Below are 14,888 nucleotides of genomic sequence, written 5' to 3'. Positions count from 1 at the left end.
CGATCTTTCGACGGGTGTCAGCCGGCCTTCCGGGCCGGCTTTGCGTAAACCGATAGCTCGTCAGAACGCCTCACCTCCCGCCGTCAGGCGTATCGGCGATCGTAGCGAATAGAATCAACTCCGACGAATTTCAGGCTGACAGGTTGCCAAGGACCTTCAGAATATGCTCTCGGATCGCGATGGCCGTTTTTCCCGGTGATGCAGAAGTGACGTCGAGCACCAATGTGTTTGGGTGGAATGGATCGAAAACGCCCGCCCTCCGGCTGCGATCTCTCGAGGCTGCCACATCCGTGGATTTCAATCTTTGGCGTCGCTCGGGGTTCGAACCCCGGCGAGCCAGTTCCTCTTCATCACACAGCAATCGCACCGGCACCAGAACGGCGTCGGAGGCTTCGGCAGCACCGGCGATCTGTTGAAAGGTACGAAGCCTCCGCTCATCACCCTCGATACCGGCATGCGTGAAAATGAAATTGGCGGACGGCGCGTAAGCGGTGATTGCATCAAGGATGGTTTGCCGCACCCGACCTGTGAACTCCCATATCCCCTTTGGAAGCGACGCAGTTCCATCCTCATCCAGCAGCCGCAGGATCGGGTTGTTGATCCAGTGGTTGTCGACAACTTTTGCCGAAACCATGGCGCTCAACTCGTTCGCGATGGACAACTTCCCAACGCCCGGGAAGCCTATGAGCACGATGCGGACACCCGTCTTTCGCGACACCTACATAGTTTTCGTTGATAATCATGTCGCCCGAAGACATGGCCGTAAATGCGTGTTCCAATCGGAAGATCGTCCACGGCCCAGCGGCTTCGTTTTACGGAAGCCACTCTGCCTGTTTGGCGGATGGCATGCTGCATGGATGGACACTTGAAAAATGGCGACCCCTGCAGGAATCGAACCTGCGACAACCTGCTTAGAAGGCAGGTGCTCTATCCAGCTGAGCTAAGGGGCCGTCCGGCGGTCGCGTTCAGGGAGCGCGACCGGATGCGGCAGTTCTGGACGAGAAATCTCAATGCGTCCAGGGCTGTGTACGGGTATAGCGGAAATTATCCGGATAGGCGACAACCTGGCGGACCGGGTCCTTCGGCGCGATGACGCGGTATTCGATGCCGTTGCGCTGGGCATAGGCTTCGGCCAGTTCCTGCGTTTCGAAGGTGAGTTTCACCTGCTGGCGCGTATCGCCGGAGGAGGTGTAACCCATCATCGGATCGATCTTGCGCGGCGACTCCTGATCGAATTCGAGCACCCAGAGATGGGTCTTGGCCTTGCCGGACTGCATGGCGGTCTTGGCTGGACGATAGATCTTGGCAGACATGACTGCGGCGTCTCCGACTGTGCGGGCAGCGCCCGCCTTTCATGGTCTCGTTCCCCGCTGCCGGGGCTTTGCTTCGCCGCTAGACATAGCACGAAGAGATGAATTTTGCTTATCCGCGATTCCTCGGCTTTTCAAGAAAAAAGGCGGTACAGGTGCGCTGTCGATACCATCCCGATGACGAGGTGATGCCGCGGAAACATGGATATCGGCGGACAGGCCGGCTGCGGATATTCCCGCCCCTGTCAGCCGCCGCCTGAAGCTTAACGGTTCCGGCCGGTTGCGCGATATTACCGCCTGTCTCATGTTGTGATAACAAGCTGATTGCCGCGGCTAGCCCTCGGCACTAGTTTACGGCTCAGCTAATTTCAGTGGATTTGCACGCATGATGAGACGTTCGGCGGAGTTCAATGCCATCGTGATAGGGGCTGCGATTACGGCGTTCTTCTACGTTGCCATCAGCTACGCCCAATATATCGGCCTGCTCGAACACGGCTGAGCAGCCTTCTGCTGACGTCCGGCGCGCCCGGCAGGGCAGACCGGCGGCCCATCACGATTTTTCTGTATGCATCCCAATATCAGGCGGGAATCTTCGGCCAGGGCTGGATTTATGGGTTGCGACGGCGAAGTGAACCGTGTATCTCCCCGCCCACGGCACGGAGTGTAGCGCAGTCTGGTAGCGCATCTGGTTTGGGACCAGAGGGTCGGGAGTTCGAATCTCTCCACTCCGACCATTCAATATCCCGATATTCTTGGATCTTTGACAGCCGGATCACGGCCCGCCTTGTCGGGGCGTGCGCGCCGTCACTTCGTCTTCTTCGTCGTCGTGGCGCTGACGATCCTGTCGCCCGGCTTGATTCCGAGTTTGGCGACGATGCCGGCATTGAGTTCGACGACATATTTCACCGGGCTCATCGAATCGATGATGTCGCGCGAATAGGGCGTTGCGTTTTCCTTGATGTGGCGGATCGTGCCGGTGTCGTCGGCAAATAGCATGTCGAGCGGCAGGATGGTGTTTTCCATCCACATGGTGACGCGCCGCGGCTCGTCGAAATCGAAGATCATGCCGGCATCATCGGCCATCACTTTGCGAAACATCAGTCCATAGGCGCGCTGATCGGGCGTCGAGGCGATCTCGACGGTGAAATGCAGCACCTTTCCCGCAGCGGTCTGGATTAGCAGCGGCTCCTTGTCGAACCCCATCTGCTCTTCGGCCAGAGCCGGCAGGGCGACCATGAAAAAAAGCGCCAGGATGGCGCTTCTGATCGCATGAAACAGGACTGGACCGCGCATATCAATGCGACCGGCTGGCCGGGCTCGGAACGTCGGGATGGATCTCCGCGGCCATCAGGCCCTTCTCGCCGTCGCCGAAGCGGACAAGCACCACCTGGCCGGGGCGCAGTTCGGTCAGGCCGAAGCGGCGGAGCGTTTCCATATGCACGAAGATGTCTTCGGTGCCCTCGCCGCGCGTCAGGAAGCCGAAGCCCTTGGTGCGGTTGAACCATTTGACGAGCGCACGCTCGAGCCCGCTCGTCGCGGTCACCTGCACATGGGTGCGCACCGGCGGCATCTGCGAGGGATGAACCGCCGTCGACTGGTCCATCGAGAGGATCTTGAAAGCCTGGTAGCCGCGCTCGCGGCGCTGGATGAGGGCGACGATGCGCGTTCCCTCGAGGATCGTCTGGTAACCGTCGCGGCGCAGGCAGGTCACATGCAAGAGAACGTCCTGCATGCCGTTGTCGGGCACGATGAAGCCGAAACCCTTGGCGACGTCGAACCACTTGACGACGCCGGTGATTTCAACAAGATCGACCGCCTCTGCCGATAGCTCGTCAAGGTCGGAGTATTCGTTCGATGAAATCCTATCAGCCATTTCGCCAGCCCCTCGAATACGCGTCACACTGTTACGGTTAACTGATTCTTGAAATCAAGATTAACATCTTGGTAACGGATAAGCGCAAGTCCTAGTTTTCGGTTATTCCCAGCTGCACATTTTATAAAGATGACTTGCCCGAAGCTGACCTCGGCTCGCCGAAAAAAGCTAGCCCCAATAAAGGAGTAAATAGAATGCGTTATCTCCACACTATGGTTCGCGTCAAAGACCTCGACGCCTCGCTCGCCTTTTACACCACGCTGTTCGGGCTGGAGGAGATTCGCCGCCACGAAAACGAGAAGGGCCGCTTCACCCTGGTTTTCCTGGCCGCCCGCGACGATCTCGACCGTGCGCGCAGCGAAAAGGCTCCCTGCCTCGAGCTCACCTATAATTGGGACACGGAAGATTATAGCGGCGGACGCAATTTCGGCCACCTCGCCTATGAGGTCGACGATATTTATGCAACCTGCCAGAATCTGATGGACAACGGTATCACCATCAACCGGCCGCCACGCGACGGGAACATGGCCTTCGTGCGCTCGCCCGACGGCATCTCGATCGAAATCCTGCAGAAAGGCAGCCCGCTTCCGGCCGCTGAGCCCTGGGCCTCGATGGGCAATACCGGCGCCTGGTAAGGTTTTTTCCGCAAGGCTTTTGCGAGGCTTGCGGGTTTTTCGATTTCGGGTCCGGCCGGCGCCTTGGCGCTTGCCGCGATCCGACCCCGCAGGCAATCTCCCGGTGACTCGAAGCGGACGGCGGCGTTTTTCGCCCATTTTCCGCATTAACCGGAGACTGGTCGCTTGCCTAACATGCAAATGCGGATGCCCGTGACGGGCGCTTTGCTGATCGCCACTTCGGTGCTGGCGCTGTTGTCCGGCTGCGCGTCGGACAAGAAGGCGCTGGATTCCGCCGCGGTGGCGCCGGCGGCGCAGGCCGCCGCACCTGAGCTTGCCGCGGCAGCGCCTGCAAGCCCTGCCCCGCGTTCGGTCTATACCGATCCCCGGCTCGTCAATGTCTCCGGCGCTCAGGCCGCACCTCAGACCGTGGCAGCGAATCCGAATGCCGCTGCCCCGGCGGCCGATCCGGCGGCATCGGCGCCCGCCAATATCGGCGGGCTCGTCATGCAGTCGACCCGGATCAACGCCCAGGCGATGAGCATCTTTTCCGATCACCAGCCGGCGCCGCAGAACAACAGTACATCCACCGTCATTCAGCCGCAGGCCTATGCGCCGGTGGAAGGTGCAGTGCCCGCGAGAAGCAGCGTCTACAGCCAGCAGCCCGCACCAGCACAGCCGGCGGAGCCGGTGCTGCCGCAGCAATCCTCGCAGAATGGCAGCACGCAGCCTGCGCCGGTTCAAACAGCGTCGCTGGCGACCGGCAGCATTCCGACCTCGACTGTGAATGCACTCTACAGCGCGCCGAAACAGAACCTGCTCGGCAGCCTCACCGGCCTGCTGCAGAAGGCATCCCTGCCCGGCATGACGCGTATCGCGCCGAACGGGCTGCATCTTCAGAACGACAAGGTCGAAGTCGGCTGTTTCAAGCCCGACCTGCTGAACGTGATCAAGACGGTCGAAAGCCATTTCGGCCGGCCGGTTATCGTGACGTCAGGCTACCGCGACGAAGAGCATAACCGCCTGGTCGGCGGTGCTGACGAATCGATGCACAAGAGCTGCGAGGCAGCCGACATCCAGATCGACGGAGTCACGAAATGGGACATCGCCGCCTATATCCGCTCGCTGCCGAACCGCGGCGGCGTCGGCACCTATTGCCACACGGATTCGGTCCATCTCGATACCGGCAAAACCCGTGACTGGAACTGGGGCTGCGGCGGCAAACGCGCGCCGCTGACGACCGCAAGAGCGATCTGACGGCCGCGCGCTTTTCGCATCACGTTAGGGCAGCGCCGCCTCGCGCTGTTCAAGAAACAACCGGCAGCCTATTGATTCAGCTTCAATAATCGGCGTTTGCAACGCGGCAGGATTTCTTGTCATTTTTTTGAAAGAAAACCGCATTTGCCGCTTGCGGGATTCAAAACGCCTGACTATAAGGGCGCCACCACGAAGGAAGCGCCCTTCGTCTATCGGTTAGGACACCAGATTTTCATTCTGGGAAGAGGGGTTCGACTCCCCTAGGGCGTGCCACTTTCTCTCTATATAGAAGCCATCGCATCCGCTTGCAGAAGCCGGCGCGCGCGCCTATTTTAATGAATGGCTTGCGCCCTTCGTCTATCGGTTAGGACGACAGATTCTCATTCTGTAAAGAGGGGTTCGACTCCCCTAGGGCGTACCACCGGGCTTGAGCCAATGGCGCCTAAACCAGCCCGCTGGCCTATTTTTCCTGGTTCCCTCGCCTCACGATACCAAGTTTTTCCACAGCCGAAATAAATCGGCGAAAACGATGATTTTTTCGCGTCTTGGCGCTTGCGGCTTTCGAAGGTGCTGACTATAAGGGCGCCACCACGAAGGAAGCGCCCTTCGTCTATCGGTTAGGACACCAGATTTTCATTCTGGGAAGAGGGGTTCGACTCCCCTAGGGCGTGCCACTTCTTCTCTCTAAATTCCATGTCTTTCAAGCGGTTGCTCGACAGCCCTATTTCGCCGGCGCGGCATCGCAGACGCGCAGCTGAATGCGGCGCGCACCCTGGTAATGCTCGGCACTGAGCGAACCCGCGACATGCAGGCTGGCGCCGCGTGAATTGATGAGAAGATTGCCGAGCGGCGTATCGGCGGCGCGGAAGGCGATGCCGTCGAGCCGCGATCCGTCCATGGCCTCCAGCGTTACCTTCACATGTTTCTCGCCGACCAGGCGCGCGTCGCGGACGCGATGGGCCGGTACGGCAAAGAGCGGCTGGGCATGGCCGGAGCCATAGGGGCCGGCCGCCTCCAGGCGGTCGATAAGTTCGAGCGTGGCGCCGCTGGCGCCGATCGCCCCGTCGATCTTCAAGGTCTCGTTGGCGACGAGGTTTGCCACCGTCCTTGCCGACTTCTCCGTGAAGAAGGTCCTCAACCTGCCGAGATCGGCGCGCTCGACCGTCAGCCCCGCGGCCATGGCGTGGCCGCCGCCCTTGACGAGAATTCCCTCGTCGACTGCAGCCCGCACCATCCTGCCCATATCGAAGCCGTTGATCGAGCGGCCCGAGCCGGTGCCGCGGCCGGAGGCATCGAAGGCGATCGCGAAGGCCGGCCGTTTGAACTTCTCCTTCAGCCGCGCCGCGATCAGCCCGACGATGCCGGGATGCCATTTCTCATGGGCAGTGACGATGACGGAGGCGCCCTCGCCGTCGCCATATTCGGCGAGCGCCTCGGCTTCCGCCTCCTGCAGCATGACGGTCTCCATCGCCTGGCGCTCGCGGTTGAGCTCGTCGAGGCGCTGCGCGATCACCTCCGCCTCCCCGGCATCGTCGAGCGTCAGCAGGCGGCTTCCGAGGGCCGCGTCGCCGATCCGCCCGCCGGCATTGATGCGCGGGCCGATCAGGAAGCCGAAATGATAGGGCGTCACCGGGCCGGCGAGACCGGCCTTACGGAAGAGTGCCGCAAGCCCGGCATTGCTCTGGTGGCGGGCAGCGACCAGTCCTTTCACCACATAGGCCCGGTTGAGGCCCTTCAGCGGCACGACATCGCAGACCGTCGCCAGTGCGACGATGTCCAGCCATTGCAGCAGGTCGATCGCCAGGATCTGTTTATTGCCGGCGGCGCGCAGCAGCCTCAGCGTCGCGACCAGCACCATGAAGACGACACCGGCGGCGCAAAGATGCCCCTGCCCCGAGAGATCGTCCTCACGGTTCGGATTAACAAGCGCGTGGCAGGGCGGCAGCTCATGTGTCACCTGGTGGTGATCGATGACGACGACATCGATATTGCGCGCGGCCGCCGCCGCCAGCGCTTCGTGACTGGTGGAGCCGCAATCGACGGTGACGATCAGCTCAGCACCTTTGTCGATCAACTGGTTGATCGCCGCCGGATTGGGGCCGTAACCTTCGAAGACGCGGTCGGGAATGTAAATATTCGCCCTGACGCCGAAATGGCTGAGAAAGCGGAACATCAGCGCCGAGGAGGCCGCGCCGTCGACGTCATAGTCGCCGAAGATCGCAACACTCTCGCCGCGCTCGATCGCGCGCAGCAGGCGGGTTGCGGCCTTTTCGCAATCTGTCAGCTTATGGGGATCGGGCATCAGGCTGCGGATGGTGGGCTCGAGGAATTCGATCGCCTCGTCCACCGTCACGCCGCGCCCGGCCAGCACGCGGGCGATCAGATCCGGCAGTCCGTGAACCTGCGACATGGCGAGCGCCCGGTTCTGCCCGGCCTGGTCGAGCCGCGCCACCCAGCGATTGTCGAGCGCGGATTTCTCCACGCCGAGAAACGCGCGCTGTACCGGATCGACGGGATCTGCCATGCCACACTCCGCTGACTTCAACTACTCTTTCTACAGGAGCAGCGGAGATAACATAGCGGCGGATTTGCAGACACGGATTTTTACCAAAACACCGCCCAGATGATCATGGCAATGCCGGCGAACTGCACCAGCAGGAACGAAAACAGCGTCAGCAGAATGGCCCAGTTGCGGCCTTCCGTGTTTTCCTCATCGCCGTCAGCCTCGTCATGGCGCCCCTGACTGATATCACGGTGCGCCGGCTTGAGGATTTCCTCAAGCATATCAGGAGGGTCCGGCTGGTCGCATGGGCCGCCATACCCTTTCCCGGCATGGTTGTCCTTGCTCATGAAATTCTCCACGCCGGCGACTCACCATCTATGGTTTTATTTATATCAATATTTCGGTATTTGTTAATATAAACTTCCGTTAGGGAAGCTGAATATTCAACAGAAAAAACCGCCCTGCCAGAGGCAGGGCGGCTCAACCATTCCGAAACGGGTAGAAGGACTCAGCCTTCCTCTTTCGGACGTTCGATTCGAATCACCTGCGGCTCGCCGAAGAGATAACCTTCCGACTTGATCGAGGCGACGGCCTTGCGCACCGACTCTTCCATCGTCGCGTGAGTGACGAGAATGATCGTCTGGTGGTGCGACGGCGCCAGATGCTGTTTGGAGCGCTGGACGATCGATTCCAGCGAGATGTTGTTTTCGGCCATGCGGGTTGCGACGCTGGCAAAGACGCCGGTGCGGTCGAGCACGGTCAGGCGGATGAAATAGCCACCCTCGTGGCTCTGCATCTGCGCCTTGCGGTAGGGCTCCAGCGCCGATGCGGGATGGCCGAGAACCGGCACGCGCTGGGCGCCCGGCTGGCTCTTGGCGATATCGGCGATGTCGCCGAGGACCGACGAGGCCGTGGCGTTGCCGCCGGCGCCGGGGCCGACCATCAGCAGTTCGCCGAGCACGTCGGATTCGATCGCCACCGCATTGGTGACACCGTCGACCTGGGCAATGACCGAATCGACCGGCACCATGGTCGGGTGCACGCGCTGCTCGATGCCGGTATCGGTGCGCTGGGCAACACCCAGCAGCTTGATGCGATAACCGAGCTCGGCGGCGGCGTGGATATCCTCGATCGAGATGTTGGTGATGCCTTCGAGATAGATATCGTCGGCCGCGATTTTATTGCCGAAGGCGAGCGTCGTCAGGATGGAAAGCTTGTGGGCCGTGTCGTTGCCCTCGATGTCGAAGGCCGGATCGGCTTCGGCATAACCCAGCCGCTGCGCTTCCTTGAGGCATTCGGCGAAGGAAAGCCCCTCCTTCTCCATCTTGGTCAGGATGTAATTGCAGGTGCCGTTCATGATGCCGTAGATGCGCGAGACGGCATTGCCCGTCAGCGATTCGCGCAGCGCCTTGATGACGGGGATGCCGCCGGCGACCGCCGCCTCGAAGTTTAGGAGCGCGCCCTTCTCTTCCGCGATCGTCGCAAGCTCGACGCCGTGATAGGCAAGTAGCGCCTTGTTGGCTGTCACCACATGGAGACCACGCTGGAGTGCGGCGCGCACCGAGATGTTGGCCGCCCCTTCGGCGCCGCCCATCAGCTCGACGAAGACGTCGATATCGCCCTTTTCGGCAAGCTCTTCCGGCCGGTCGAACCAGATAACAGCGGAAAGATCGATGCCGCGGTCCCTCGACTTGTCACGCGCGGAGACCGCGGTGATGGTGATCGGACGCCCGCAGGTGACGGCAAGTTCGTTGCTCTTCTGCTGAATGATGCGGACTAGCGAGGCGCCAACGGTGCCCAAGCCCGCAATGCCGATTTTTAGGGCATCTGCCATGGATCGATCCTGAAATATCTGGGTGGCGGCAGCCGCTTGAGGCGGCTGCCCAATGGTTGGATTAACGGTGCGCGTTCAGCGAAATGACGTTATGCATCGTTTCGTCTGCCGTCGACATGAACTTCTTGATGTTGCGCGCAGCCTGACGGATGCGGTGTTCGTTCTCGACAAGCGCCAGACGGACGTAGTCGTCGCCCATCTCGCCGAAGCCGATGCCCGGGGCAACGGCGACGTCGGCCTTCTCGACCAGCAGCTTGGAAAACTCCAGCGAGCCGAGATGGCGGAACTTTTCCGGGATCTTCGCCCAGGCGAACATGGTGGCAGCCGGCGGCGGCACGTCGAAGCCGGCCTTGCCGAAGCTTTCGACCATGACGTCGCGACGACGTTTATAGACATTGCGGACTTCAGCAATGTCGGAGCCGTCGCCGTTCAGCGCATGCGTCGCCGCCACCTGGATCGGCGTGAAGGCGCCGTAATCGAGGTAGGACTTGACGCGGGTGAGCGCCGCGATCAGCCGCTCGTTGCCGACGGCAAAGCCCATGCGCCAGCCGGGCATGGAGAAGGTCTTCGACATCGAGGTGAACTCGACCGTCACATCCATGGCGCCCGGCACTTCGAGAACCGACGGCGGCGGGACGTCGTCGAAATAGATCTCCGAATAGGCAAGGTCGGACAGCACGATGATGTCGTGCTTCTTGGCGAAGGCGATGACGTCCTTGTAGAAATCGAGCGTCGCGACAAAAGCCGTCGGGTTCGAAGGATAGTTGAGGATCAGCGCCAACGGCTTCGGGATCGAATGGCGGACCGCGCGCTCAAGCGGCGGGAAAAAGGTCTCGTCCGGCTCCACCGACATCGAGCGGATCACGCCGCCTGCCATCAGGAAGCCGAAGGCGTGGATCGGATAGGTCGGGTTCGGGCAGAGGATGACGTCACCGGGCGCCGTGATCGCCTGCGCCATGTTGGCAAAGCCTTCCTTGGAGCCGAGGGTGGCGACCACCTGCGTATCCGGGTTGAGCTTGACACCGAAACGGCGGGCATAATAGGCGGCCTGAGCGCGGCGCAGCCCCGGAATGCCCTTGGAAGAGGAATAACGGTGCGTGCGCGGATCCTGCACGACCTCGCACAGCTTGTCGACGATCGACTGGGGAGTGGGAAGGTCGGGGTTTCCCATGCCGAGATCGATGATATCGGCGCCGCCCGCTCGCGCGCTTGCTTTCAAACGGTTGACCTGTTCGAAAACATAAGGCGGCAAACGCCGGACTTTGTGAAACTCTTCCATTTCATTCCCCATGGAAAGGCGGCCTTTCGGGCCGCAGTCGAAGTTCGTTCCGTCTCCCGGCGGCTGCGACACGAACTTCAGAATCGCAACGCCGTATTCATCAGACCTAAGCCACGCGGCAAATCTTTGACGGAAAGGCCGCGTAACGCGCTTTATCGGGAAAATCGTATCTTCCGATCCTTGCCGAAGGCTTTGCGTCCAAATCGCTTGAAAGGCAAGGTCTATTTGGAGATTTCGGAGAGCGTATCCGTGCCATGTTCGGCGGCGAGGCGGCGCATTTCGGCGACCTTGGCCTGATATTCGGCTTCCGAGAGCGTGCCGGCCTTGCGCCGGGCGGCGAGTGCCGTCAGCTGATGCTGCAGTTCGGCCGCCTGCTCGTCGCTCATCTGGACATTGGCCGCCGTCAGCGGCGCGCCGAAATTCGGATAGCCGTCCGGCGACTTTGCCAGGCCGCCTTCGACCGCATCGCCTTTGGTCGCCGGCATGACGACGGCGGTCGGCGCCGCCCGCTTGGCGGCGGCCGCGGCTTTCTCTTCCGCCGTCAGATTGCATCCGGCAAGGGCCATCGCCACCGCGGCGCAGATCAATGCGGTGCGGTTGAAGGTTGCGATGCGCAAAATGCCGTTCTTCGTCATGCCTCAAAATCCAGTTCTGACTGCGTCGACTGTTAAATTTGTCGCAGCCACAAAGCAATAGCATGAGCCGGCGCGGGTGGAACTTGTTTTCTCGTTCGATCACGATGTACAACGAACGGATAAAAACAGTGCTGCCGCCGGGAGGACATGGTGACCGACAGCAAGCAGGAAAATGGCGGCCAGAAGAATGGCGGCAAGGCCGGTTTCGACGCGACTGATCTCGATCCCTATGTGTTGAAGGATCCCGAGGCCATGGCGATGAATTTCGCCCGGGCGCTCGAAAATCTCGGGCAAGCTGCCTCGGCCTGGCTTGCGCCGCGCAAACGCGGCGAGATCAGCGAAAGCACAGTCGATCCGATGACCGACATGGTCAAGACGCTTTCCAAGGTCAGCGAATACTGGATTGCCGATCCCCGCCGCACCTTCGAGGCGCAGACGCAGCTGATGTCCTCGTTCTTCGGCATCTGGATGCGCTCGATGCAGCGCATGCAGGGCACGCAGGGCGAGCCGCTGCCGCCTGAGCCCGACACCCGCAAGGACAAGCGCTTCTCCGACGAGGACTGGCAGAAGAACCCGTTCTTCGATTTTCTCCGCCAGGTCTATTTCGTCACATCGGACTGGGTGGAAAAGCTGGTGTCGGAGACCGATGGCCTCGACGAGCACACCAAGCACAAGGCCGGCTTCTACGTGAAGCAGATCACCGCGGCGCTTTCGCCGAGCAACTTCATCGCCACCAATCCGCAGCTCTACCGCGAGACGATCGCCAGCAGCGGCGAAAACCTGGTGCGGGGAATGAAGATGCTGGCCGAGGACATCGCCGCCGGAAACGGCGATCTTCGCCTTCGCCAGACCGACATGACGAAATTCGCCGTCGGCCGCGACATGGCGCTGACACCGGGCAAGGTGATCGCCCAGAACGACATCTGCCAGATCATTCAATACGCGGCTTCGACCGAAACGGTGCTGAAGCGGCCGCTGCTGATCTGCCCGCCCTGGATCAACAAATTCTATATTCTCGACCTCAATCCGCAGAAATCCTTCATCAAATGGTGCGTCGACCAGGGGCAGACCGTCTTCGTCATTTCCTGGGTCAACCCGGATGCGCGTCACGCTGGGAAAGACTGGGCGGCCTATGCCCGTGAGGGCATCGATTTCGCGCTCGAGACGATCGAGAAGGCGACCGGCGAAAAGGATGTCAACGCCGTCGGCTATTGCGTCGGCGGCACGCTGCTGGCCGCGACGCTGGCGCTGCATGCCAAGGAGAAGAACAAGCGCATCAAGACCGCGACACTCTTCACCACGCAGGTCGACTTCACCCATGCCGGCGACCTCAAGGTCTTCGTCGACGAGGAGCAGCTTGCAGCGCTCGAAGAGCATATGCAGGCGGTCGGTTATCTCGACGGCTCGAAAATGTCGATGGCCTTCAACATGCTGCGCGCTTCCGAGCTGATCTGGCCTTATTTCGTCAACAGCTACCTCAAGGGCCAGGATCCCCTGCCCTTCGACCTCTTGTTCTGGAACGCTGATTCGACCCGCATGGCGGCGGCAAACCATGCCTTCTACCTGCGCAATTGCTATCTCAAGAATGCGCTGACGCGGAACGAGATGATCCTCGACGGCAAGCCCATATCGCTGAAGGATGTGAAGATCCCGATCTATAATCTCGCCACGCGCGAGGATCACATCGCGCCTGCCAAGTCGGTCTTCGTCGGCAGCCGGTTCTTCGGCGGCAAGGTGGAATTCGTTGTCACCGGCTCGGGACATATTGCCGGCGTCGTCAACCCGCCCGACAAGAAGAAGTATCAATATTGGACCGGCGGCCCCACCAAGGGGGACTACGAGACCTGGATCGAGCAGGCAACCGAGACTGCTGGATCCTGGTGGCCGCACTGGCGGGCCTGGATCGAGACGCATGACGACAGGCGCGTGCCGGCGCGCAAACCCGGCGGCGATGCGCTGAACGCGATCGAGGAAGCGCCGGGAAGCTATGTGATGGAACGCACCTGAAAAGGCCCTGCGCATCTCTTTTTGAGACACCGCGCGAAAGAGCGACCGGCGTAAACAAATTAGAAACCATAATTCGTCATCCTTGCGAAACAGTCGGAAGTCGCGAGCGGTCTAAATTCGGCCCACTTGCGCCTTTACCGGCCCCGGCGAAGTGTAGACAGTCAGTGCCGCCGGCCTGCGTAGCGAGTTTGAAAGACGAGTGTAGTATGGCGTTTGCGGTCGGGTCGTTCAACGACGTCACCCCTCTTGGCGGATCTGCTTTTCGTTTGCGCAGATCTCGCGGCTTTCTTTACGGCGTCGTCGGCGCCGGATTTCTGACCTCCACATGGTTGATCGCGACATTCGCGACAATGCATTCAATCAGCGTTCCCGCTTCTTCGTCCGACAGCTTCACGCAAGTCGCATCGGCGCCGAAGCCCAAGCCGGCGACGCACCACGAACGGCTGGTCCATGTCGGCAAAGCCGACCGGCTGGCCGCCTTCAACGCCAAGCCGGTCGTGCCTCTGACGGCCGAGCTCGTGCGATCACACGCGCAAAAGACCGACGCTGCCGCGATGGCATCGCTGGCGCTTGCAAAGAATAATCGCATCGTCACGCCTGCCGCACCCCCGGTCGCCATTGCCACCGCAACACCTTCCGAGCCCGCGACATTCGTCAAGGACGACAGCGTCGCGCCACCGGTCGAGCTTGCGCAGGTTGAGACGCAAGGGGACAGCGACGATCGTATCATCATTCCTTCCAAGGAAGCCGTCGCCGCCGTCGAACTCCCTGCCCTGCTCGCACTCGCCGACGCCGGACCGCAGCAGATTGCGCCGGCCCCGGTCGAGCCGGCCGCGCCTGCGGCCAGGGCGGCGTCACTGCCGCAGGAAAAACCTGCGCCTGTAGAAGTTGCCGAGGCCGAAGAGCAACCGCCCTTCGATCTTGTCCTGGCGCCGGACGAAGGCTCCGTGCCGCTGCCGATGGCGCGTCCCGATGGCCTCGTCGGCAAACCGGCACCGGCCGCCAAGGGTTCGCAGCGCGCCGGCGCGCCTGCCCTTGCCTACGCCCAGCCGAACTCGCCGATCGAGGACGACGCGGACGATGCCGTGCCGCGCTACGACAAGCCGGTCTTCTCGCCGAAGCTGCGCGCAGGCGTTGCGATCTACGACATCGAGAACAGCACTGTCTATCTGCCGAACGGCGAGAGGCTGGAAGCCCATTCCGGCCTCGGCAAGATGCGCGACAACCCGCGTTATGCAAACCAGAAGATGCGCGGACCGACGCCACCGCACACCTACGCCCTCACCATGCGCGAGAGCCTTTTCCATGGCGTCGCGGCGATCCGGCTGACGCCGCTCGAGGGCTCGGACGCCATCTATGACCGCGTCGGCCTGCTCGCCCACACCTACATGCTCGGCAAGAACGGCGATTCCAACGGCTGCGTCTCCTTCAAGGACTACAAGCGCTTCCTCGCCGCCTATAGGCGCGGCGACATCAAGCAGCTCGTGGTGGTGCCGCGACTGAACAACAAACCGGCTTCGACACTCGCCTCGCTGTTTTCGTCGCGCAGCTGACGGATTAGAAGAGTTCGCGGCCG

At 61.3% G+C, this 14,888-nt stretch carries 13 protein-coding genes and 5 tRNA genes; 8 read left to right on the top strand and 10 right to left on the bottom strand.

What is annotated here, in order from left to right:
• Nucleotides 1-130 precede the first annotated feature (130 nt).
• The 3 genes from QMO82_RS10700 to QMO82_RS10690 form a co-directional block, all read right to left on the bottom strand.
• On the bottom strand, nucleotides 131-634 hold the full coding sequence (locus tag QMO82_RS10700; RefSeq protein ID WP_246718290.1) for a chloramphenicol phosphotransferase: 504 nt from the start codon (nucleotides 632-634) through the stop codon (nucleotides 131-133).
• Nucleotides 635-873: 239 nt separating this feature from the next.
• Nucleotides 874-950, bottom strand: a tRNA-Arg gene (locus QMO82_RS10695).
• A 57-nt stretch (nucleotides 951-1,007) separates the two neighbouring features.
• Nucleotides 1,008-1,313 (bottom strand): ETC complex I subunit, encoded by a 306-nt coding sequence (locus QMO82_RS10690; protein WP_003573430.1) that lies wholly within the window; start codon nucleotides 1,311-1,313, stop codon nucleotides 1,008-1,010.
• 654 nt (nucleotides 1,314-1,967) lie between these two features.
• Here QMO82_RS10690 and QMO82_RS10685 point away from each other — a divergent pair.
• Nucleotides 1,968-2,044, top strand: a tRNA-Pro gene (locus tag QMO82_RS10685).
• Nucleotides 2,045-2,114: 70 nt separating this feature from the next.
• On the opposite strand, the gene QMO82_RS10680 is transcribed toward QMO82_RS10685, so the two are convergent.
• Together QMO82_RS10680 and QMO82_RS10675 are read right to left on the bottom strand one after the other, a co-directional pair.
• Nucleotides 2,115-2,603, bottom strand: a complete 489-nt coding sequence (locus QMO82_RS10680) for a DUF192 domain-containing protein (RefSeq protein ID WP_183607483.1) — start codon at nucleotides 2,601-2,603, stop codon at nucleotides 2,115-2,117.
• Nucleotide 2,604: 1 nt separating this feature from the next.
• Complete coding sequence (locus tag QMO82_RS10675) at nucleotides 2,605-3,183, bottom strand: cold-shock protein (RefSeq protein WP_010067665.1); 579 nt, start codon at nucleotides 3,181-3,183, stop codon at nucleotides 2,605-2,607.
• A gap of 194 nt (nucleotides 3,184-3,377) precedes the next feature.
• On the opposite strand from QMO82_RS10675, the gene gloA reads away from it, so the two are divergent.
• The 5 genes from gloA to QMO82_RS10650 all read left to right on the top strand — a co-directional run bounded on the left by gloA (nucleotide 3,378) and on the right by QMO82_RS10650 (nucleotide 5,728).
• Nucleotides 3,378-3,818 carry a lactoylglutathione lyase gene (gene gloA, locus QMO82_RS10670; RefSeq protein WP_003539134.1) on the top strand — a complete coding sequence of 147 codons (441 nt, stop codon included), beginning with the start codon at nucleotides 3,378-3,380 and terminating at the stop codon, nucleotides 3,816-3,818.
• 165 nt (nucleotides 3,819-3,983) lie between these two features.
• On the top strand, nucleotides 3,984-5,054 hold the full coding sequence (locus QMO82_RS10665; RefSeq protein ID WP_183607484.1) for a D-Ala-D-Ala carboxypeptidase family metallohydrolase: 1,071 nt from the start codon (nucleotides 3,984-3,986) through the stop codon (nucleotides 5,052-5,054).
• Nucleotides 5,055-5,252: 198 nt separating this feature from the next.
• A tRNA-Glu gene (locus QMO82_RS10660) sits at nucleotides 5,253-5,327 on the top strand.
• A 73-nt stretch (nucleotides 5,328-5,400) separates the two neighbouring features.
• Nucleotides 5,401-5,475 (top strand) — tRNA-Glu (locus tag QMO82_RS10655).
• A gap of 178 nt (nucleotides 5,476-5,653) precedes the next feature.
• Nucleotides 5,654-5,728 (top strand) — tRNA-Glu (locus QMO82_RS10650).
• Between the two features lie 47 nt (nucleotides 5,729-5,775).
• On the opposite strand, the gene recJ is transcribed toward QMO82_RS10650, so the two are convergent.
• The 5 genes from recJ to QMO82_RS10625 form a co-directional block, all read right to left on the bottom strand.
• Nucleotides 5,776-7,578 carry a single-stranded-DNA-specific exonuclease RecJ gene (recJ, locus tag QMO82_RS10645; RefSeq protein ID WP_183607485.1) on the bottom strand — a complete coding sequence of 601 codons (1,803 nt, stop codon included), beginning with the start codon at nucleotides 7,576-7,578 and terminating at the stop codon, nucleotides 5,776-5,778.
• An 80-nt stretch (nucleotides 7,579-7,658) separates the two neighbouring features.
• Nucleotides 7,659-7,904, bottom strand: a complete 246-nt coding sequence (locus QMO82_RS10640) for a hypothetical protein (RefSeq protein ID WP_183607486.1) — start codon at nucleotides 7,902-7,904, stop codon at nucleotides 7,659-7,661.
• Between the two features lie 161 nt (nucleotides 7,905-8,065).
• Nucleotides 8,066-9,391: a homoserine dehydrogenase gene (locus QMO82_RS10635; protein WP_183607487.1), complete on the bottom strand. Its 1,326-nt coding sequence runs from the start codon at nucleotides 9,389-9,391 to the stop codon at nucleotides 8,066-8,068.
• Nucleotides 9,392-9,452: 61 nt separating this feature from the next.
• Nucleotides 9,453-10,670, bottom strand: coding sequence for an LL-diaminopimelate aminotransferase (locus QMO82_RS10630; RefSeq protein WP_097618882.1), 1,218 nt, complete (start codon nucleotides 10,668-10,670; stop codon nucleotides 9,453-9,455).
• A 221-nt stretch (nucleotides 10,671-10,891) separates the two neighbouring features.
• Complete coding sequence (locus QMO82_RS10625) at nucleotides 10,892-11,305, bottom strand: hypothetical protein (RefSeq protein ID WP_183607488.1); 414 nt, start codon at nucleotides 11,303-11,305, stop codon at nucleotides 10,892-10,894.
• Nucleotides 11,306-11,452: 147 nt separating this feature from the next.
• On the opposite strand from QMO82_RS10625, the gene phaC reads away from it, so the two are divergent.
• Both phaC and QMO82_RS10615 read left to right on the top strand, forming a co-directional pair.
• Nucleotides 11,453-13,312 carry a class I poly(R)-hydroxyalkanoic acid synthase gene (gene phaC / locus QMO82_RS10620; RefSeq protein WP_183607489.1) on the top strand — a complete coding sequence of 620 codons (1,860 nt, stop codon included), beginning with the start codon at nucleotides 11,453-11,455 and terminating at the stop codon, nucleotides 13,310-13,312.
• Nucleotides 13,313-13,518: 206 nt separating this feature from the next.
• Nucleotides 13,519-14,865 carry a DUF2778 domain-containing protein gene (locus QMO82_RS10615; RefSeq protein WP_183607490.1) on the top strand — a complete coding sequence of 449 codons (1,347 nt, stop codon included), beginning with the start codon at nucleotides 13,519-13,521 and terminating at the stop codon, nucleotides 14,863-14,865.
• Nucleotides 14,866-14,888: the final 23 nt, after the last annotated feature.

The organism is Rhizobium sp. BT04 (genome assembly GCF_030053135.1).
GTDB classification, from domain to species: domain Bacteria; phylum Pseudomonadota; class Alphaproteobacteria; order Rhizobiales; family Rhizobiaceae; genus Rhizobium; species Rhizobium binxianense.
The sequence above is the reverse complement of the archived record's forward strand: the minus strand, read 5'-3'. Positions and strand labels throughout refer to the sequence as shown.